Origin of the sequence: Streptacidiphilus monticola (genome assembly GCF_042658505.1) — a bacterium.
Taxonomy (GTDB): Bacteria; Actinomycetota; Actinomycetes; order Streptomycetales; family Streptomycetaceae; genus Streptacidiphilus; species Streptacidiphilus monticola.
The window spans coordinates 25,988-45,520 of the sequence record NZ_JBHSQJ010000138.1; the positions used below are offsets into that span (position 1 = coordinate 25,988).

The window sequence follows — 19,533 nt, forward strand, 5'->3', positions numbered from 1 at the left end:
GACGGGCCGGACCTTCGTGGGTGGTGGGCTGGTCGCGCAGTTCCTCGCGCCTCCGAGGGGGCTCTCGCAGTTGTGGGGAGCTGGGGCGTGGGGTGGGCCATTACGCTTGCGGGCGTGCGTGAAGCTCTGAATGTTCCCCTGGCGCCCTTGACGACCCTGCGGCTCGGTGGGCCGGCCTCGCGGCTGGTGACTGCGGAGAGTGACGACGAAGTCGTCGAGGTGGTCCGCGCGGCGGACCGCGCCGGGGAGCCGCTGCTGGTGCTCGGAGGCGGCAGCAACCTGGTCGTCGGGGACGCCGGCTTCGCCGGCACCGTCGTCCGTGTCGCGAACCGCGGCTTCGAGCTCGACGGCACGACGCTGACGCTCGCCGCGGGGGAGACCTGGGCGGAGGCCGTGGACCGGACCGTCGTCGACCACGGGCTGGCCGGGATCGAGTTCCTCGCCGGCATCCCCGGCTCGGCCGGGGCCACGCCCGTGCAGAACGTGGGTGCCTACGGGCAGGAGGTCGCGCAGACGATCACCCGCGTCACCGCGTACGACCGGCGCCAGGAGCAGGTGGTCGAGCTCGCCGCCGCCGACTGCGCCTTCTCCTACCGGCACAGCCGGTTCAAGGGCGAGCCCGACCGCTATGTCGTGCTGCGGGTGTCCTTCGCGCTGGAGGACGCCGACGGGCTGTCAACTCCCGTGCGCTACGCGGAGACCGCCCGGACGCTCGGCGTCGGGCAGGGCGACCGGGTGGACCTGCGGGTCGCCCGGGAGACCGTGCTCAAGCTGCGCGCGGGCAAGGGCATGGTGCTCGACCCTGAGGACCACGACACCTGGTCGGCCGGGTCCTTCTTCACCAACCCGGTCCTCGACGCCGCGGGCTACCGGGACTTCCTCGCCCGGGTGCACGAGCGCCTCGGCGCGGACGTGCAGCCGCCCGCCTTCCCGGCCGGGGAGGACGGCGCGGTGAAGACCTCCGCCGCCTGGCTGATCGACAAGGCCGGTTTCGCCAGGGGCTGGGGCGCCGGTCCGGCCCGGCTGTCCGGCAAGCACACGCTGGCGCTGACCAACCGGGGCGGCGCCACCACCGCGGACCTGCTGGACCTCGCCCGGACCGTCCGCCGCGGGGTCCAGGAGGCCTTCGGGGTCACCCTGGTCAACGAGCCCGTCCTCGTCGGCGTCGAACTCTGACCACCGCGGCCCGCCCGATCGGACCCAAAGGGTGTACCCAGCACCACCGTTGACCGGGCATCAGGCGCTACCGACCGGGGCCCGTCCCGGACGCGAGTCTTGGGCGCATGACGAAGAACACCTCGCAGCACCGGTTCGTCCCCGCCGCGGCCGTCGCCGGGCCCGGGCTGACGGCCGCCTACGGGATCATCCGGGCGGCCAGCCACCACCACGCCCCGGGCGCGGCCTGGCTCGGCGGGCACGCCCTCTTCCTGCTCGGCCTGGCCTGCTTCGCCCCGGTGCTGCTGGAGCTGCGCCGACGCTGCCGCCCGGGCGGCCTGCGCGAGGCCGTGCACGGACTGGCCCAGCTGGGTCTGGCCTGCGCGGCGGCGCAGATCGCCGTCGACCTCTGGGCGGCCGCAGGCGCCGCGGACCGGGCCGCGATGGACGTCGTCTACCGCCAGGTCGACGCCGTGCCCGGGGCCGGCGTGGCGCTCTACTCGGTCGGTCCGCTCTGCTTCTACCTCGGCCTGTTCCTGCTGACGGCGCTCTCCACGCTGCCGCGCCGGTCCGCACCGCTGGTGCTGCTGGGCAGCCTGACGCCGGTGATCAGCCTCGACCTGCTGCCACTGGCTGCGGTACTGCTCCTGCTGGGGCTGGCACCGCTTGCAGCCACGCATCGATCCCGTCCAGCAGCCGGTTCCGCACGTCCGGCGGCGCGAGCGAGCCGCGGACGCTCTGCCGGGCCAGCTCTGCCAGCTCCTCGTCCGTGAACCCGTGGGCGTCGCGGGCGAGTTGGTACTGGGCGGCAAGGCGGGAGCCGAACAGCAGCGGGTCGTCGGCGCCCAGCGCCAGCGGCACCCCGGCCTCGAAGAGCCGCCGCAGCGGTACGTCCTCGGGCCGCTCGTAGACGCCCAGGGCGACGTTGGACGCCGGGCAGACCTCACAGGTGATCTGCTCCTCGGCCAGCCGGCGCAGCAGCGCCGGGTCCTCCGCCGCGCGGACGCCGTGACCCACCCGCCCGGCTCCGAGGTCGTCCAGGCAGTCGCGGACGCTCTCCGGGCCGGCCAGCTCGCCGCCGTGCGGGGCCGCCAGCAGGCCGCCCTCCCGGGCGATCCGGAAGGCGCGGTCGAAGTCCCGCGCCAGGCCCCGGCGTTCGTCGTTGGACAGGCCGAAGCCGACCACGCCGCGGTCGGCGTAGCGGACCGCCAGCCGGGCCAGGGTGCGGGCGTCCAGCGGGTGCTTCATCCGGTTCGCCGCGATCAGCACCCGGATGCCGACACCGGTCGCGCGGGAGGCGTCCTCGACCGCGCCGAGCACGGTCTCCACGGTCGGGATCAGCCCGCCGAGCAGCGGCGCGTAGGAGGTCGGGTCCACCTGGATCTCCAACCAGCCGCTGCCGTCGGCCCGTTCGTCCTCCGCGGCCTCCCGCACCAGCCGGGCGATGTCCTCCTCGCTGCGCAGCACGGCCCGGGCCGAGTCGTAGAGGCGCTGGAAGCGGAACCAGCCGCGCTCGTCCGTGGCCCGCAGCTTCGGGGGCTCGCCGGAGGCCAGCGCCTCGGGGAGGTGCATGCCGTACTTGTCGGCCAGCTCCAGCAGCGTGGCGGTCCGCATGGAGCCGGTGAAGTGCAGGTGCAGGTGCGCCTTCGGCAGCCGGCGCACGTCGCGAACGGGAACCCTGTCCATCCACAGATCCTTGCGCATCGGACCCCCGTCAGGGAACCTACCGGATCATGCCGCCCGATCGGGTGAGTCCGCGGCGTGTCCGGGGCGGCACAACTCCCGTACGGGACAGGGTCCGAGCTGAACGTATTCGACGCGGGGGCGGTCTTCCCCCTACACTCAACCCTCGTCGGACGCCGACCGGCCAGATCCTCGGATACGGTAGGTTGGTCCACGCGAGCCCGGTGACACGGGCCCGCATAGGGTCGTAGCTCAATTGGTAGAGCACCGGTCTCCAAAACCGGCGGTTGGGGGTTCAAGTCCCTCCGGCCCTGCTGTCCGCCCTGTTGCAATCGCGCACCAGGCGGTACCGTCAGCAGTGCAACAAGGGGATCGCAGCAGCGGTCCCCTACAGGTACCCCCCGTGGGCAATCGGGACGAGTCAGGTGAGGGACAAGTGACGGAGACCGTAGGCTCCACCGCCACACCTGAGAGCGGTAACCACGAGGACGAGCAGCTGTCGCGCCGCGACCGCAAGCGCGCTCGCAAGGCCGGTGACCCCGAGGGCAAGGGCGGCCGCAAGCGCGAGAAGCGCCCCGGTCTGCTCCAGCGCATCGCGCTCTTCTACCGCCAGATCATCGCGGAGCTCCGCAAGGTCGTCTGGCCCACCCGTTCGGAGCTGACCTCCTACACCACGGTCGTCATCGTCTTCGTCGTGGTGATCATGGCCCTCGTCTACGGCCTGGACACCGGCTTCTCCAAGCTGGCCACGCTCGTCTTCGGCTGACCGGCCCGGCCCTTCGCCCGGCCCCCTGCTCCTTCGCCGCGGTCCGCGCCGCCCCACCCCGTTTGAGTCGGTATCGTTGACTACCACCGTCAATGGTGGTCGTCCCACGGCCCACACGCTGTGGCCCACGACCGAGGACCGCAAGAAGGAAGAAGCAGCCAACGTGTCTGAGTCCCCCCTGTACGACGCCGCCGAGGCCGAGGCCGCCGACGCCCAGGCCAGTGACGCCGAGCAGATCGTCGACAACGTGGATGACGACATCGACGAGGTCGAGGCTGCCGAGGCCGACGCCGGCGCTGCCGCCGAGGAGGAGGCCCTGACGGTCGTCTCCGCGGACGAGTCCGCCGCCACGGAGGCCTTCGAGGAGGCCGCGGCCGAGGTCACCGAGGACGACGGGGTGGAGATCGACCCGGTCGCCGCCTTCCGCGAGGAGCTGCGCACCGCACCGGGCGAGTGGTACGTGATCCACACCTACGCGGGCTACGAGAACCGGGTGAAGGCCAACCTGGAGCAGCGCGCGGTCTCGCTGAACGTCGAGGACTACATCTACCAGGCCGAGGTGCCCCAGGAAGAGGTCGTCCAGATCAAGAACGGCGACCGCAAGACGATCCGTCAGAACAAGCTCCCCGGCTACGTGTTGGTGCGCATGGACCTGACGAACGAGTCCTGGGGCGTCGTCCGGAACACCCCCGGTGTCACCGGCTTCGTCGGCAACGCGTACGACCCGTACCCGCTGACGCTGGACGAGGTCGTCAAGATGCTCGCCCCCGACGTCGAGCGCGCGGCGGCCAAGGAGGCCGGCAAGCCGAGCCCGGTCAAGCCGACCGAGATCCAGGTGCTGGACTTCGAGGTGGGCGACTCGGTCACCGTCACCGACGGCCCCTTCGCCACGCTGCAGGCGACCATCAACGAGATCAACCCGGACTCGAAGAAGGTCAAGGGCCTGGTCGAGATCTTCGGCCGGGAGACCCCGGTGGAGCTGTCCTTCGACCAGATCGCCAAGAACGACTGAGCCCGTCCGGCTCCGGCAGGGCCCGGCACCGCCTCCGCGCGGCGCCGGGCCCTGCTGTGTGCCGGGCGGGGGCCGCCCGCGCCTGCGGATTTCGGGCTGCCCCGGGCGACCGGCTATCCTGGTCCGATGTGTGTGCCTTGTCGGGCCCTCCGGCCCGCCCCGCCACACGGAAACCCAAGGCCCCGGCAGCAGGCTGACGCCTGCCGTCGGGACACCTCTCGTTAGGACCCGGAGAGAGCATGCCTCCCAAGAAGAAGAAGGTCACGGGGCTCATCAAGCTCCAGATCAACGCCGGCGCGGCCAACCCCGCGCCGCCGGTCGGCCCCGCGCTGGGTCAGCACGGCGTCAACATCATGGAGTTCTGCAAGGCCTACAACGCGGCCACCGAGTCGCAGCGTGGCATGGTGATCCCGGTGGAGATCACGGTCTATGAGGACCGCTCCTTCACCTTCATCACCAAGACTCCCCCGGCCGCCAAGCTGATCCTCAAGGCCGCGGGCGTGGAGAAGGGCTCCGGCGAGCCGCACAAGACCAAGGTCGCCAAGATCACGGCTGCCCAGGTCCGCGAGATCGCCACCACCAAGCTGCCCGACCTGAACGCGAACGACATCGAGGCCGCCGAGAAGATCATCGCCGGCACCGCTCGTTCCATGGGCATCACCGTCGAGGGCTGACCCTCCGTCAGTTCCCTCACGTGGTAGGGCCGGCGCTGGCCCGCAGCTACCACAACCTCCACGCCAGAACACAGGAGAAGAAGTGAAGCGCAGCAAGGCTCTGACTGCCGCGGCCGCCAAGGTCGACCGCGAGCGTCTGTACGCCCCCCTCGAGGCCGTCCGCCTCGCCAAGGAGACCTCCACCACCAAGTTCGACGGCACCGTCGAGGTGGCCATGCGCCTGGGTGTCGACCCGCGCAAGGCCGACCAGATGGTCCGCAGCACCGTGAACCTTCCGCACGGCACCGGCAAGACCGCCCGGGTCCTGGTCTTCGCGACCGGTGACCGTGCCGCGGCCGCGGAGGCTGCGGGCGCCGACATCGTCGGCTCCGACGAGCTGATCGACGAGGTCGCCAAGGGTCGCCTGGACTTCGACGCCGTCGTCGCCACCCCGGACCTGATGGGCAAGGTCGGCCGCCTGGGCCGCGTGCTCGGTCCGCGTGGTCTGATGCCGAACCCGAAGACCGGCACCGTGACCGTGGACGTCGCCAAGGCCGTCACCGAGATCAAGGGCGGCAAGATCGAGTTCCGCGTCGACAAGCACTCGAACCTGCACCTGATCATCGGCAAGACCTCGTTCACCGACGAGCAGCTGGTCGAGAACTACGCCGCGGCGCTCGAGGAGGTCCTCCGGGCCAAGCCGTCCGCCGCCAAGGGCCGCTACATCAAGAAGGTCGCCTTCAGCACCACGATGGGCCCCGGCATCCAGGTCGACCCGAACCGCACCCGCAACCTGCTGGTCGAGGAAGACCCCGCGGCGGTCTGAACGACCCCGCAGGACGCCTGACGCAGTAGCAGCACGGCACCGGCCCAGGAGCCCGATGAGGGCGATTTGCTCCGGGGCGGGGGCGTCACGTACCTTGGGGACAAGCCAATGACCGCTGGTCGTCGTCGTGTGCCCGGAAGGGCCGCGGCCGCCGAAGGATCCGCAGCTTGCGGACGGCCCGCGCAGGTCGATTCGAGGAGAGTCCCGCTCCGACGCCCTTGCGGTGTCGTCGAGCCGGTTCGAGCCCCGTGCGCCTGCGCCGGGGCTTGTCGCATTCCCGGGGCACTTCCTTCCAGCGAGACGGGCGCAGCAGGTCGACTCCACATGGTCGGCCCCGCATCGACATCACGGAAGGAGGCGTACGCCTATGGCCAGGCCCGACAAGGCTGCCGCCGTCGCCGAGCTCACGGACAAGTTCCGCAGCTCGAACGCGGCTGTGCTGACCGAGTACCGCGGTCTCACCGTGGCGCAGCTGAAGACGCTGCGTCGCTCGCTCGGCGCGAACGCCAATTACGCCGTGGTGAAGAACACGCTGACCAAGATCGCTGCCAACGAGGCCGGGATCTCGACGCTGGACGACCTCTTCGCGGGTCCGACGGCGGTGGCCTTCGTCGCCGGTGACCCGGTGGAGTCGGCCAAGGCTCTGCGTGACTTCGCCAAGGAGAACCCCGCGCTCATCATCAAGGGCGGTGTGCTTGACGGCAAGCCGCTCTCTGCTGATGACATCAAGAAGCTCGCGGACCTCGAGTCCCGCGAGGTGCTGCTCGCCAAGCTGGCGGGTGCCCTGAAGGCCAAGCAGTCCCAGGCTGCCGCGCTCTTCCAGGCCCTGCCCTCGAAGCTCGTCCGCACCGTGGACGCGCTTCGCGAGAAGGTCGAGCAGGGCGGTGCCGGTACGCCGGCTCCCGCCGCCGAGGACGAGGCTCCCGCCGCGGAGTAACCGCCCTCGCAGCGGGCCCGTACGCCCGCCGTCATGTACATCCGGCACCAGCCGAATTAGTGGAAGGACGCCATCATGGCGAAGCTGTCCCAGGAAGAGCTGCTCGAGCAGTTCGAGAACCTCACCCTCATCGAGCTCGCCGAGTTCGTGAAGGCCTTCGAGGAGAAGTTCGACGTCACCGCCGCCGCGCCGGTCGCGGCCGTCGCCGTGCAGGGTGGCCCGGCCGCCCCCGAGGCCGCTGAGGAGAAGGACGAGTTCGACGTCATCCTCGCCGGCGCCGGTGACAAGAAGATCCAGGTCATCAAGGTCGTGCGCGAGCTGACCTCCCTCGGCCTGAAGGAGGCCAAGGACCTGGTCGACGGTGCTCCGAAGCCGCTCCTGGAGAAGGTCAACAAGGAGGCCGCGGACAAGGCCAAGGCCGCCCTCGAGGCCGCCGGCGCGTCCGTCGAGGTCAAGTAAGACCTCGCTGGCTGCAGCCAGCTCCTTCGGGCCGGGCCGGTCACTCTTCGGAGTGGCCGGCCTGGCCTTTTTCGTACCTGCGTACCGGTCCGTTTTGCATAGCTTTGCGGCAATCGGAGCAGTCAGGATGCCTTCTGTCGGCCCGGGCGAGTATGGTGATCACCGTCGCTACGGGTACGACCTGCCCGTGGCGGGTGCCGCAAGCACGCGGTCGCCGGTCGGCGCCTCACCAGGGCTCCCGCCCGGCCAGGCCGCGGGCGGAGCAGGTCTCAAGGTGGTCACCCTCGCCCTTCCGGCGTGGACGTGCCCTTGACGAACCGGACGCGGCGCGCAATTCTCAGGACGCGAGGTCTGCAGCGGGGTCGGCAGCCGAGCAGATGCCGTGCCGGGAGGCATGGAATCGCCCCGTGGTGGGAATGCATTCACCACGACGCAGTGACCGCCCCAGGGCGGGCCCCGGGAGGGGCTCTCCCACGAGGTAGGGAGTTCGACGATTCGGTCTCCGAATCCGGACTGGACAGCAGTGCAGCCTATGGCTACACTGTCCCTTTGCGCTGCCTTTTAGCTGCTCCGTGACTCGTCGCCCGGAGTCTGCGCTGCCCCGACCAGGGGTGGCACCCCGTTCGCGCACCGGCCCTGACCTGGAGAAACGTCCCGGTCGGCAGCCAGTGCGAGAGCGCGGATGCTACCCGTGCGAAGGGCGGGCCCGGTACGCGCGTAGTGAGTCCGAGCCCTCGGAAGGACCCCCTCTTGGCCGCCTCGCGCAACGCCTCGAACACCTCCGCATCCACCGCACCGCTCCGTATCTCCTTCGCGAAGATTCGTGAGCCCCTTGAGGTCCCGAACCTCCTCGCCCTCCAGACCGAGAGCTTCGACTGGCTGCTCGGCAACGCCGCCTGGAAGGCACGGGTCGAGGCCGCCCTCGCCGAAGGACACGAGGTCCCGACCAAGTCCGGTCTGGAGGAGATCTTCGAGGAGATCTCCCCGATCGAGGACTTCTCCGGGTCCATGTCGCTGACCTTCCGCGACCACCGCTTCGAGCCCCCGAAGAACTCCATCGAGGAGTGCAAGGACCGCGACTTCACCTACGCGGCCCCGCTCTTCGTCACGGCCGAGTTCACCAACAACGAGACCGGCGAGATCAAGTCCCAGACGGTCTTCATGGGCGACTTCCCGCTCATGACGAACAAGGGCACCTTCGTCATCAACGGCACCGAGCGTGTCGTCGTCTCGCAGCTGGTGCGTTCCCCGGGCGTCTACTTCGACCAGAGCCTGGACAAGACCTCCGACAAGGACATCTACTCCGCCAAGATCATCCCGTCCCGGGGTGCCTGGCTGGAGATGGAGATCGACAAGCGCGACATGGTCGGTGTCCGCATCGACCGCAAGCGCAAGCAGTCGATCACCGTCCTGCTGAAGGCGCTGGGCTGGACCTCGGAGCAGATCCTCGAGGAGTTCGGCGAGTACGAGTCGATGCGCGCCACCCTGGAGAAGGACCACACCCAGGGCCAGGACGACGCGCTGTTGGACATCTACCGCAAGCTGCGCCCGGGCGAGCCGCCGACCCGTGAGGCCGCGCAGACGCTGCTGGAGAACCTGTACTTCAACCCGAAGCGCTACGACCTGGCGAAGGTCGGCCGCTACAAGATGAACAAGAAGCTCGGCATCGCCGAGTCTCTCGACTCGGGTGTGCTGACCGTGGACGACATCATCGCCACGATCAAGTACCTGGTGCGTCTGCACGCCGGCGAGACCGAGGCCGTCGCGCCCAACGGCGAGACGATCGTCATCGAGCAGGACGACATCGACCACTTCGGCAACCGCCGTCTGCGCAACGTCGGCGAGCTGATCCAGAACCAGGTCCGCACCGGTCTGGCGCGTATGGAGCGCGTCGTCCGCGAGCGCATGACCACCCAGGACGTCGAGGCGATCACGCCGCAGACCCTGATCAACATCCGGCCGGTCGTCGCCTCCATCAAGGAGTTCTTCGGCACCAGCCAGCTGTCCCAGTTCATGGACCAGACGAACCCGCTGTCGGGCCTGACCCACAAGCGCCGTCTGTCCGCGCTGGGCCCCGGTGGTCTGTCCCGTGAGCGGGCCGGCTTCGAGGTCCGTGACGTGCACCCGTCCCACTACGGACGCATGTGCCCGATCGAGACCCCGGAAGGCCCGAACATCGGCCTGATCGGTTCGCTCGCCTCCTACGGCCGGGTCAACGCGTTCGGCTTCGTGGAGACGCCGTACCGCAAGGTCGTCAACGGCGTGGTCACCGAGGACCTGGACTACCTGACCGCCGACGAGGAGGACCGCTTCGTCATCGCGCAGGCCAACGCGCCGCTGACGGACGACAACCGCTTCGCCGAGCCCCGCGTCCTGGTCCGCCGCCGCGGTGGCGAGGTCGACTACATCCCCGGTGACGAGATCGACTACATGGACGTCTCGCCGCGCCAGATGGTGTCGGTCGCGACCGCCATGATCCCGTTCCTGGAGCACGACGACGCGAACCGCGCGCTCATGGGCTCGAACATGATGCGCCAGGCCGTCCCGCTGCTGAAGGCGGAGGCCCCGCTCGTCGGCACCGGCATGGAGTACCGTGCCGCCGTCGACGCCGCGGACGTCATCGCCGCCGAGAAGGCCGGCGTGGTCCAGGAGGTCTCCGCGGACTACGTCACCGTCGCCAACGACGACGGCACCTACACCACCTACCGCGTCGCCAAGTTCACCCGCTCGAACCAGGGCACCTCCTTCAACCAGAAGGTGATCGTGGACGAGGGCGCCCGCGTCGAGGTGGGCCAGGTGCTGGCCGACGGCCCGTGCACCGACGAGGGCGAGATGGCCCTCGGCAAGAACCTGCTCGTGGCGTTCATGCCGTGGGAGGGTCACAACTACGAGGACGCGATCATCCTGTCGCAGCGCCTCGTGCAGGACGACGTCCTCTCCTCGATCCACATCGAGGAGCACGAGGTCGACGCCCGTGACACCAAGCTCGGCCCCGAGGAGATCACCCGGGACATCCCGAACGTCTCCGAGGAGGTCCTGGCGGACCTGGACGAGCGCGGCATCATCCGCATCGGCGCCGACGTCACCACCGGCGACATCCTGGTCGGCAAGGTCACGCCCAAGGGTGAGACCGAGCTGACCCCGGAGGAGCGCCTGCTCCGCGCGATCTTCGGCGAGAAGGCCCGTGAGGTCCGCGACACCTCGCTGAAGGTCCCGCACGGTGAGTCCGGCAAGGTCATCGGCGTGCGCGTGTTCGACCGCGAGGAGGGCGACGAGCTGCCCCCGGGCGTGAACCAGCTGGTCCGCGTCTACGTGGCGCAGAAGCGCAAGATCACCAACGGTGACAAGCTCGCCGGCCGCCACGGCAACAAGGGTGTCATCTCCAAGATCCTCCCGGTCGAGGACATGCCCTTCCTCGCCGACGGCACCCCGGTCGACATCGTGCTCAACCCGCTCGGTGTCCCGTCCCGAATGAACCCGGGACAGGTCCTGGAGACCCACCTCGGCTGGCTCGCCAAGCAGGGCTGGGACGTCTCCGGCATCGCCGACGAGTGGGCCCGCCGTCTGCAGAAGATCGGTGCCGACAAGGCCGACCCGGGCACCAACCTGGCCACCCCGGTCTTCGACGGCGCCCGCGAGGACGAGATCACCGGTCTGCTGGAGAACACCATCCCGACCCGTGACGGCGACCGCCTGGTCGGCCCGTCCGGCAAGGCCCAGCTGTTCGACGGCCGCTCCGGCGAGCCGTTCCCGATGCCGATCTCGGTCGGCTACATGTACATCCTCAAGCTGCACCACCTGGTCGACGACAAGCTGCACGCCCGCTCGACCGGCCCGTACTCGATGATCACCCAGCAGCCGCTGGGTGGTAAGGCGCAGTTCGGTGGTCAGCGCTTCGGTGAGATGGAGGTGTGGGCCCTCGAGGCGTACGGCGCTGCCTACGCCCTGCAGGAGCTGCTCACCATCAAGTCCGACGACGTCCTCGGCCGCGTGAAGGTCTACGAGGCCATCGTCAAGGGCGAGAACATCCCCGAGCCCGGCATCCCCGAGTCCTTCAAGGTGCTCATCAAGGAGATGCAGTCGCTCTGCCTGAACGTGGAGGTGCTGTCGTCCGACGGTATGTCCATCGAGATGCGTGACTCCGACGAGGACGTTTTCCGCGCCGCGGAGGAGCTCGGTATCGACCTGTCCCGGCGCGAGCCGAGCAGCGTCGAAGAGGTCTGACGGAGTCCCGGTCGGGGCTGACGACCAGTCAGCCCCGGCCGGCGCCCCAGGACCCCCTCAGACCAGTAGTAAGACTTCGACCCCGAAGGTGGGATTGACGACCCGTGCTCGACGTCAACTTCTTCGATGAGCTGCGAATCGGCCTGGCGACCGCCGACGACATCCGTCAGTGGTCCCACGGCGAGGTCAAGAAGCCCGAGACCATCAACTACCGCACCCTCAAGCCGGAAAAGGACGGCCTCTTCTGCGAGAAGATCTTCGGCCCCACCCGGGACTGGGAGTGCTACTGCGGTAAGTACAAGCGCGTCCGCTTCAAGGGCATCATCTGCGAGCGCTGCGGCGTCGAGGTGACCCGCGCCAAGGTGCGCCGTGAGCGGATGGGCCACATCGAGCTGGCCGCCCCCGTCACGCACATCTGGTACTTCAAGGGTGTGCCCAGCCGTCTGGGCTACCTGCTGGACCTGGCGCCGAAGGACCTGGAGAAGGTCATCTACTTCGCCGCCTACATGATCACCTGGGTCGACGAGGAGCGCCGCACGCGCGACCTGCCCTCGCTGGAGGCGCACGTCTCCGTCGAGCGTCAGCAGATCGAGCAGCGCCGCGACGCCGACCTGGAGGCCCGCGCCAAGAAGCTCGAGTCCGACCTGGCCGAGCTGGAGGCCGAGGGCGCCAAGGCCGACGTGCGCCGCAAGGTGCGCGAGGGCGCCGAGCGCGAGATGAAGCAGCTCCGCGACCGGGCCCAGCGCGAGCTGGACCGCCTGGACGAGGTGTGGGCCCGCTTCAAGTCCCTCAAGGTCCAGGACCTGGAGGGGGACGAGCTGCTCTACCGCGAGCTGCGCGACCGCTTCGGCACGTACTTCCAGGGTTCGATGGGTGCCGCGGCGCTGCAGAAGCGCCTGGAGACCTTCGACCTGGAGGAGGAGGCCGAGAAGCTCCGCGAGATCATCAAGACCGGCAAGGGGCAGAAGAAGACCCGCGCCCTCAAGCGCCTCAAGGTCGTCTCCGCCTTCCTGCAGACCAACAACAAGCCGCAGGGCATGGTGCTGGACTGCGTCCCGGTCATCCCGCCGGACCTGCGTCCGATGGTGCAGCTGGACGGTGGCCGCTTCGCGACCTCCGACCTGAACGACCTGTACCGCCGCGTCATCAACCGCAACAACCGCCTGAAGCGGCTTCTCGACCTCGGCGCGCCCGAGATCATCGTGAACAACGAGAAGCGCATGCTCCAGGAGGCCGTGGACGCGCTCTTCGACAACGGCCGCCGCGGCCGCCCGGTCACGGGCCCCGGCAACCGTCCGCTGAAGTCGCTGTCCGACATGCTCAAGGGCAAGCAGGGTCGTTTCCGTCAGAACCTGCTCGGCAAGCGCGTCGACTACTCGGCCCGTTCGGTCATCGTCGTCGGCCCGCAGCTGAAGCTGCACCAGTGCGGTCTGCCCAAGGCCATGGCGCTGGAGCTGTTCAAGCCCTTCGTGATGAAGCGCCTGGTGGACCTGAACCACGCGCAGAACATCAAGTCCGCCAAGCGCATGGTCGAGCGTGCCCGCCCGGTCGTGTGGGACGTCCTGGAAGAGGTCATCGCGGAGCACCCGGTTCTGCTGAACCGTGCGCCCACGCTGCACCGTCTGGGCATCCAGGCCTTCGAGCCGCAGCTGGTCGAGGGCAAGGCCATCCAGATCCACCCGCTCGTCTGCACCGCGTTCAACGCGGACTTCGACGGTGACCAGATGGCCGTGCACCTGCCGCTGTCCGCGGAGGCGCAGGCCGAGGCCCGCATCCTGATGCTGTCCTCGAACAACATCCTGAAGCCGGCCGACGGCCGTCCGGTCACCATGCCGACGCAGGACATGGTGCTGGGTCTGTTCTTCCTGACGTCGGACCGCGACCTGGACACCCTCCGCGGTGTCGGCCGCGCCTTCGGCGCCACGGCGGAGGCCATCATGGCCTTCGACGCCAAGGAGCTGGACCTGCAGGCCCCGATCGACCTGCGCCTGCCCGCCGGCACCGTCCCGCCCCGCGGCTGGACCCCGCCGGTGGACGAGGACGGCAAGCCGGTCTGGACCGAGGGCGAGCCGCTGCGCCTGCGCACCACCCTGGGCCGCGCGCTCTTCAACGAGCTGCTGCCCGAGGACTACCCCTTCGTGGACTACGAGGTGGGCAAGAAGCAGCTGTCGGCCATCGTCAACGACCTGGCCGAGCGCTACCCGAAGGTCATCGTGGCGGCGACGCTCGACAACCTGAAGGCGGCGGGCTTCCACTGGGCCACCCGGTCCGGCGTCACCGTCTCCATCTCGGACGTCGTCGTGCCGCCGACCAAGCCGCAGATCCTCGAGGGCTACGAGGCCCAGGCGGAGAAGGTCCAGAAGCAGTACGAGCGCGGTCTGATCACCCGTGACGAGCGCCAGCAGGAGCTCGTGACGATCTGGACGCGGGCGACCAACGAGGTCGCCGAGGCGATGAACGAGAACTTCCCGAAGACCAACCCCATCTTCATGATGGTGGACTCGGGTGCTCGTGGAAACATGATGCAGATGCGTCAGATCGCCGGTATGCGTGGTCTGGTGTCGAACGCCAAGAACGAGACCATCGCGCGTCCGATCAAGGCCTCGTTCCGTGAGGGCCTGTCCGTGCTGGAGTACTTCATCTCCACCCACGGTGCCCGTAAGGGTCTGGCCGACACCGCCCTGCGTACCGCCGACTCGGGTTACCTGACCCGTCGTCTGGTGGACGTCTCGCAGGACGTGATCATCCGCGAGGAGGACTGCGGCACCGAGCGCGGCCTCAAGCTGCCGATCGCCACGGTGAACCAGGACGGTTCGCTGCGGAAGGTCGACAACGTCGAGACCAGCGTCTACGCCCGCACCCTGGCCGAGGACGTGGTCGTGGACGGCCAGGTCATCGCGCCGGCCGGCACCGACCTCGGTGACGTGCTGATCGACGAGCTGGTCCGCCTGGGCGTCTCCGAGGTCAAGATCCGCTCGATCCTGACCTGCGAGTCCGCCGTCGGCACCTGCGCCATGTGCTACGGCCGCTCCCTGGCCACCGGCAAGCTGGTGGACATCGGCGAGGCCGTCGGCATCATCGCCGCCCAGTCCATCGGTGAGCCCGGTACCCAGCTGACGATGCGTACCTTCCACACCGGTGGTGTGGCCGGTGACGACATCACCCAGGGTCTGCCCCGTGTCGTCGAGCTCTTCGAGGCCCGCAACCCGCGCGGTGTGGCCCCGATCAGCGAGGCGGCCGGCCGTGTCCGCATCGAGGACACGGAGAAGACCCGCAAGCTGGTGATCACGCCGGACGACGGCAGCGACGAGATCAGCTACCCGGTCTCCAAGCGCGTCAAGCTCCTCGTCGAGGAGGGCGACCACGTCGAGGTCGGCGAGAAGCTGACCAACGGCACGGTCAACCCGCACGACGTGCTGCGCATCATGGGCCAGCGCGCGGTGCAGGTGCACCTGGTGGAGGAAGTCCAGAAGGTCTACAACTCCCAGGGTGTGTCCATCCACGACAAGCACATCGAGATCATCATCCGGCAGATGCTGCGCCGGGTGACGATCATCGAGTCCGGCGACGCGGAGCTGCTGCCGGGCGAGCTGGTCGAGCGCGGCCGCTTCGAGCAGGAGAACCGTCGCGTGGTCTCCGAGGGCGGTCACCCCGCCTCCGGCCGTCCGCAGCTGATGGGTATCACCAAGGCCTCGCTGGCGACGGAGTCCTGGCTGTCGGCCGCCTCCTTCCAGGAGACGACCCGGGTCCTGACGGACGCGGCGATCCACGCCAAGTCCGACCCGCTGCTGGGCCTCAAGGAGAACGTCATCCTCGGTAAGCTCATCCCGGCCGGTACGGGCCTGCCCCGCTACCGCAACATCCGGGTGGAGCCCACGGAGGAGGCGAAGGCCGCGATGTACTCGGCCGTCGGCTACGACGACATCGACTACTCGCCCTTCGGCGCGGGCTCCGGCCAGGCTGTCCCGCTGGACGACTACGACTACGGGCCGTACACCGGCTGACGGGTAGTCAGGTAGAGGTGGCTGCTTCCCTTCGGGGAGGCAGCCACCTTTTCGTTGCACCTCCAGGAGCGCGGGGAACTCCGCGACCTCCCCACGCGGTGGGCCGGCCGCGCCACACGGCGGGAGCCGCACCAGGGCAACGGCTCCGCGCCGCTGAGGCTCACGGGTGCCGCAGCTGCCTCGAAGTGCCCAGGTTGGCGGCGTCGGCGGCGGCGAGGCCGTGGGCCCAGCCGAGGGGGTCGTCGGCGCGGAGGGCGCGGCCGGTGCGGGTCCTGGGGAAGAGCTTGCGCGTCTCGTCCGCCACGGCGGCGTCCCGGGACGCCAGCACCGGCAGCAGGTCCGCCGGCTCCGCCGCGACCACGGACCTGGCCGCCGCCGTCAGGCGGTGGCGGATCCGCTCGGCGTAGGCGATCAGGAAGGACTTGCGGAACGCCCGGGTCCGCGAGCGGTGCTGCACCGGCGCGTGGTTCATCGCCGTCGTCGCCTGGACCAGCAGCGACGTGTACAGCAGCTCCACCGCGTCCAGGTCCGGGTCGAAGCCGACGACCGTGCAGTGGCCGTTGTGCTTGTCCCAGACGGCGCGGCAGCGGTTCGCCGTGGCCACCGCGTCCAGCAGCAGGGCCTTGGGCTGCTCGTAGGGGTTGTCGATGCCGATCCGGATCGCGGCGGGGGTCTCCGCCCGGCCGCTGCGGGCGGACAGCAGTGCGGCGTCGATGCTGTGACGGGCCATCAGCTCCTGCGCCTTCGCGCTGAGCGCCTCCGCCTCCTCCGGGAAGTCCGTGGACTCGGCCTTGGCCAGCAGTGCCCGGATCCGCCCGAGCATCTTGGGCTCGCCCGGCAGCGGCGCGCTCAGGTCCACCGCCTGCTCCTGCCCGGGAAGCGGGCCGACCGGGCCGAGGCGGGGCAGCCACCGCCACAGCTGGAGCACGGCGATCAGCTTGGACGCGGTGGCGAAGCGGTCGAGCCGGTGCCGCTGGGCGAAGGCGGCGAGGTAGTCCCGGTCGCGGCCCCACCACACCGACGCGTCCAGCTCCCGGAGCTGCTCGTGCCAACGGCGGTCGAAGGCCGCGGCGGGATAGCGCCGGGCCTCGGCGGCGATCAGGTCCACGGCCATCGCCGTCTCCGTGGCCTGCCAGGCCCGACGCACCGCCCGGACGGCGTCCGCCGGGCGCCAGTTGCGCGCCCAGAGGGACGCGACCTCCTCGTCCGTGCGGACCAGGGCCGCCTGGCTGACCAGCGGCCACAGCGGCGGGTGGGCGACCAGCTGGGAGGCGGCCTCGTCCCGCGCCGGGACGGTGCGGTGGCTCTCCGCCTCCAGCGCCTGCTGCACCGCGCGCGTCACCATCTCCCTGACGTGCTGGTTGTCGCCCATCTTCCTGCCCTTCCCACAGCCGAAGGTCAAGTGTCGCAGGGCGGACGGACAGCGGACCGGCGGCCGCGGGCCGCGGCGTTTGCGGATCATGCACACCACCGACACCGGGCCGAGACCGGGGTATGGCAAGCTGTGCCCGCCCCTCCTTCCGCACCGACCGCCTGACTGCGGGTCAACCTCCAAGGGACGAACGGCACATGGCAGACCGCCCCGCCATAACCAAGGCGCACCGCGCCCTCATCGGCATGGTCGCCACCGGCGCCTTCATCATCGCCGGCATCGGCTTCGCCGGTTCGTACGCCGCCGTGCGCGTGCTGGCGACCCGCAAGGGCTTCGGCGTCTTCGCCTATGTCTTCCCGGTCGGCGTGGACGTCGGCATCGCGGTGCTGCTGGCGCTGGACCTGGTGCTCACCTGGATGCGCATCCCGTTCCCGCTGCTGCGCCAGGCCGCCTGGCTGCTGACCGCCGGGACCATCGTCTTCAACGCCGCTTCCTCCTGGGGCGACGCGCTGGCGATGGGCATGCACGCGATCATCCCGGTGCTCTTCATCGTCGTGGTCGAGGCGGCCCGGCACGCCGTCGGCCGGATCGCGGACATCACGGCGGACCGGCACATGGAGTCGGTCCGGCTGATCCGCTGGGTGCTCTCGCCGATCCCGACCTTCCGGCTGTGGCGCAAGATGAAGCTCTGGGAGCTGCGCTCCTACGACGAGGTGGTGCGGCTGGAGCAGAACCGGCTCGTCTACCGGGCCCATCTGCGCGCCCAGTACGGGCGCCTGTGGCGGCGTCAGGCCCCGATCGAGACGGTGCTGCCGCTCAAGCTGGCCAAGTACGGCGTCCCGCTGGACCTGGAGCTGGTCAAGTCCCGTCCGGTGCAGGTGCTACAGGCCGAACCGCAGCTGGTCGGCGCCCCGACGCAGCCTGTCGGGGCGGTGGGCGCGGCGGCTGCCCCGGCTGCCCCGGCCGCCCCGCCGCCGCTGGTCGGACCCGCGCCCAACCCCGCCGCGGTCGCCGTGGACGTGCTCAAGCGGATCTCCGTCAGCCGCTACCGCCGCCCGCTGCAGGACCCGGACGCCGTGCCCGCGCCGGAGACCGGCCCGCAGTCCGTCGAGGAGCCGGTCGCCGAGGCCCCGGCCGCCGAGCCGTTGCTCCAGGCTCCCGCGTTCCCGGCTCAATCCGTCCCCGCTGACGGGCAGTTGGACACCCGCGGGGTGGCCTTCCTGAAGGGCCGGCCGCAGGAGGAGGAAGGCGCCGAGGCCTGGTTCGCGCCGCGCAGCGCGCCCAACGCGCAGATGGACACCGAGGACGCCGACCGCTACGTGGACGCGTTCATCAACTTCACCGAGGACTTCGGCTTCGAGCCCGACGCCGAGAAGCTCTCGCTCTACCTCGGCGAGAACGGCACCCAGGTCCCGCCGGGCGAACTGCAGCGGCTGTGGCCGCTGATGGGCGTGCGCTACCAGGCACGCATGGAGGCCTGAGGCGGGTCGTCCGGGCACCGCCCGGGGCACCGCGGCGCGGCGATCTTGTCACAAGTCCTCGACAGGCGGCCCGGGCACCGTGCGCGGCTCCCGTTCGTCCATCACCATGAGGGGTGAGTGGCAGCAGGGGAGGTCGCGATGTCCATGCAGCAGCCCTGGCGCGGCAACAGCCGGCCGGCGCAGGTGCCGCCCTCCGCGATGCGGGCGTCCACGGCGGACCGTGAGCGCACCGTGGAGGTGCTCAAGTCCGCCTTCGCCGAAGGGCGGTTGGACGTCGCCGAGTACCACGACCGGGTCGAGCTGACCTACCGGGCGCAGACCTACGGGCAGTTGGCGGCGCTGATCCAGGACCTGCCGGTCGGGCCGCTGCCGCCGATGCTGGGGCCGGTCCATCCGGCGCCCTATGCGGCGCCGTCCGTCCAGCAGCTGCTGCGGGGTCCCAGGCGGCGTACCAACGGGCTGGCCATCGCCTCCTTCGTCTGCGGGCTGGGGGAGGCGTTCACCTTCGGGCTGACCTCGCCGGTGGCCCTCGCGCTCGGCCTGGCCGCCCGCGGGCAGCTGCGGGACCGGCCGGACGAGGAGGGCGACGGGCTTGCGGTGACCGGTATCGTGCTCGGCAGCGTCGGCATCGCGATCTGGTGCTTCGTCCTCTGCCTCATGCTGCTGGCCCGCGGCTGACCGGCCCGGACGCCTCCGGTGCCGACGAGGTTGACAGGCGGGGCGGCCCTGGTCTAAAGGGCCCCTGCCCATTTGTTTTGACCCGCGCCCATGCGCTGGGTACGCTCTGACCTTGTGCCTGGGGTGTCCCCGGGTCTCTTGTGCGTGCGTGCATATCGGCCGCCGCGTCATGGGAACCGCTCTTCCACCACCGCACCGAGCAGCACTCTCGCAGAGCTGCCCGCAGGACCGGAAGAGGCCCGACACACCCGACCGCGTGGGTCGGAGAGTCGGTCGGACGCAC

13 protein-coding genes and 1 tRNA gene are annotated in these 19,533 nt (G+C 70.0%); 12 read left to right on the forward strand and 2 right to left on the reverse strand.

Annotated elements, in window-relative coordinates:
- The first annotated feature begins 114 nt into the window (after positions 1–114).
- Positions 115–1,176, forward strand: a complete 1,062-nt coding sequence (locus ACFP3V_RS27155) for a UDP-N-acetylmuramate dehydrogenase (RefSeq protein WP_380588796.1) — start codon at positions 115–117, stop codon at positions 1,174–1,176.
- 588 nt (positions 1,177–1,764) lie between these two features.
- Here ACFP3V_RS27155 and ACFP3V_RS27160 read toward each other — a convergent pair.
- Positions 1,765–2,841 carry an adenosine deaminase gene (locus tag ACFP3V_RS27160; RefSeq protein ID WP_380588799.1) on the reverse strand — a complete coding sequence of 359 codons (1,077 nt, stop codon included), beginning with the start codon at positions 2,839–2,841 and terminating at the stop codon, positions 1,765–1,767.
- A 238-nt stretch (positions 2,842–3,079) separates the two neighbouring features.
- Here ACFP3V_RS27160 and ACFP3V_RS27165 point away from each other — a divergent pair.
- The 9 genes from ACFP3V_RS27165 (at position 3,080) to ACFP3V_RS27205 (ending at position 15,719) form a co-directional block, all read left to right on the forward strand.
- A tRNA-Trp gene (locus ACFP3V_RS27165) sits at positions 3,080–3,152 on the forward strand.
- A 122-nt stretch (positions 3,153–3,274) separates the two neighbouring features.
- Positions 3,275–3,604 carry a preprotein translocase subunit SecE gene (gene secE, locus ACFP3V_RS27170; protein WP_380588801.1) on the forward strand — a complete coding sequence of 110 codons (330 nt, stop codon included), beginning with the start codon at positions 3,275–3,277 and terminating at the stop codon, positions 3,602–3,604.
- Between the two features lie 163 nt (positions 3,605–3,767).
- Entirely contained in the window at positions 3,768–4,616 is an 849-nt protein-coding gene (gene nusG, locus ACFP3V_RS27175) for a transcription termination/antitermination protein NusG (protein WP_380588804.1), read from the forward strand.
- Positions 4,617–4,855: 239 nt separating this feature from the next.
- Entirely contained in the window at positions 4,856–5,290 is a 435-nt protein-coding gene (gene rplK / locus ACFP3V_RS27180; RefSeq protein ID WP_380588807.1) for a 50S ribosomal protein L11, read from the forward strand.
- 82 nt (positions 5,291–5,372) lie between these two features.
- The gene (gene rplA, locus ACFP3V_RS27185; RefSeq protein ID WP_380588810.1) at positions 5,373–6,095 is read left to right on the forward strand and encodes a 50S ribosomal protein L1; all 723 of its coding nucleotides are present in this window, start codon (positions 5,373–5,375) and stop codon (positions 6,093–6,095) included.
- 367 nt (positions 6,096–6,462) lie between these two features.
- The gene (gene rplJ, locus ACFP3V_RS27190) at positions 6,463–7,032 is read left to right on the forward strand and encodes a 50S ribosomal protein L10 (protein ID WP_380588812.1); all 570 of its coding nucleotides are present in this window, start codon (positions 6,463–6,465) and stop codon (positions 7,030–7,032) included.
- A gap of 75 nt (positions 7,033–7,107) precedes the next feature.
- Entirely contained in the window at positions 7,108–7,491 is a 384-nt protein-coding gene (gene rplL, locus ACFP3V_RS27195) for a 50S ribosomal protein L7/L12 (protein ID WP_380588815.1), read from the forward strand.
- A gap of 750 nt (positions 7,492–8,241) precedes the next feature.
- On the forward strand, positions 8,242–11,715 hold the full coding sequence (rpoB, locus tag ACFP3V_RS27200) for a DNA-directed RNA polymerase subunit beta (RefSeq protein ID WP_380588818.1): 3,474 nt from the start codon (positions 8,242–8,244) through the stop codon (positions 11,713–11,715).
- Positions 11,716–11,819: 104 nt separating this feature from the next.
- Positions 11,820–15,719 carry a DNA-directed RNA polymerase subunit beta' gene (locus ACFP3V_RS27205; RefSeq protein ID WP_380588820.1) on the forward strand — a complete coding sequence of 1,300 codons (3,900 nt, stop codon included), beginning with the start codon at positions 11,820–11,822 and terminating at the stop codon, positions 15,717–15,719.
- Positions 15,720–15,879: 160 nt separating this feature from the next.
- On the opposite strand, the gene ACFP3V_RS27210 is transcribed toward ACFP3V_RS27205, so the two are convergent.
- Positions 15,880–17,091: a DUF2786 domain-containing protein gene (locus tag ACFP3V_RS27210; protein ID WP_380588822.1), complete on the reverse strand. Its 1,212-nt coding sequence runs from the start codon at positions 17,089–17,091 to the stop codon at positions 15,880–15,882.
- A gap of 197 nt (positions 17,092–17,288) precedes the next feature.
- Between ACFP3V_RS27210 and ACFP3V_RS27215 the strand changes: the two genes are divergently transcribed.
- The gene (locus tag ACFP3V_RS27215; RefSeq protein WP_380588824.1) at positions 17,289–18,572 is read left to right on the forward strand and encodes a DUF2637 domain-containing protein; all 1,284 of its coding nucleotides are present in this window, start codon (positions 17,289–17,291) and stop codon (positions 18,570–18,572) included.
- 138 nt (positions 18,573–18,710) lie between these two features.
- Complete coding sequence (locus ACFP3V_RS27220; RefSeq protein WP_380588827.1) at positions 18,711–19,250, forward strand: DUF1707 and DUF4190 domain-containing protein; 540 nt, start codon at positions 18,711–18,713, stop codon at positions 19,248–19,250.
- The last annotated feature ends 283 nt before the right edge of the window (positions 19,251–19,533 follow it).

Coding starts and splice junctions, on each gene's coding strand:
- ACFP3V_RS27160 (WP_380588799.1), bottom strand. CDS start 2,841: ATGGACAGGGTTCCCGTTCGCGACGTGCGCCGGCTGCCGAAGGCGCAC.
- rplK (WP_380588807.1), top strand. CDS start 4,856: ATGCCTCCCAAGAAGAAGAAGGTCACGGGGCTCATCAAGCTCCAGATC.
- rplJ (WP_380588812.1), top strand. CDS start 6,463: ATGGCCAGGCCCGACAAGGCTGCCGCCGTCGCCGAGCTCACGGACAAG.
- rplL (WP_380588815.1), top strand. CDS start 7,108: ATGGCGAAGCTGTCCCAGGAAGAGCTGCTCGAGCAGTTCGAGAACCTC.
- ACFP3V_RS27210 (WP_380588822.1), bottom strand. CDS start 17,091: ATGGGCGACAACCAGCACGTCAGGGAGATGGTGACGCGCGCGGTGCAG.
- ACFP3V_RS27215 (WP_380588824.1), top strand. CDS start 17,289: ATGGCAGACCGCCCCGCCATAACCAAGGCGCACCGCGCCCTCATCGGC.
- ACFP3V_RS27220 (WP_380588827.1), top strand. CDS start 18,711: ATGTCCATGCAGCAGCCCTGGCGCGGCAACAGCCGGCCGGCGCAGGTG.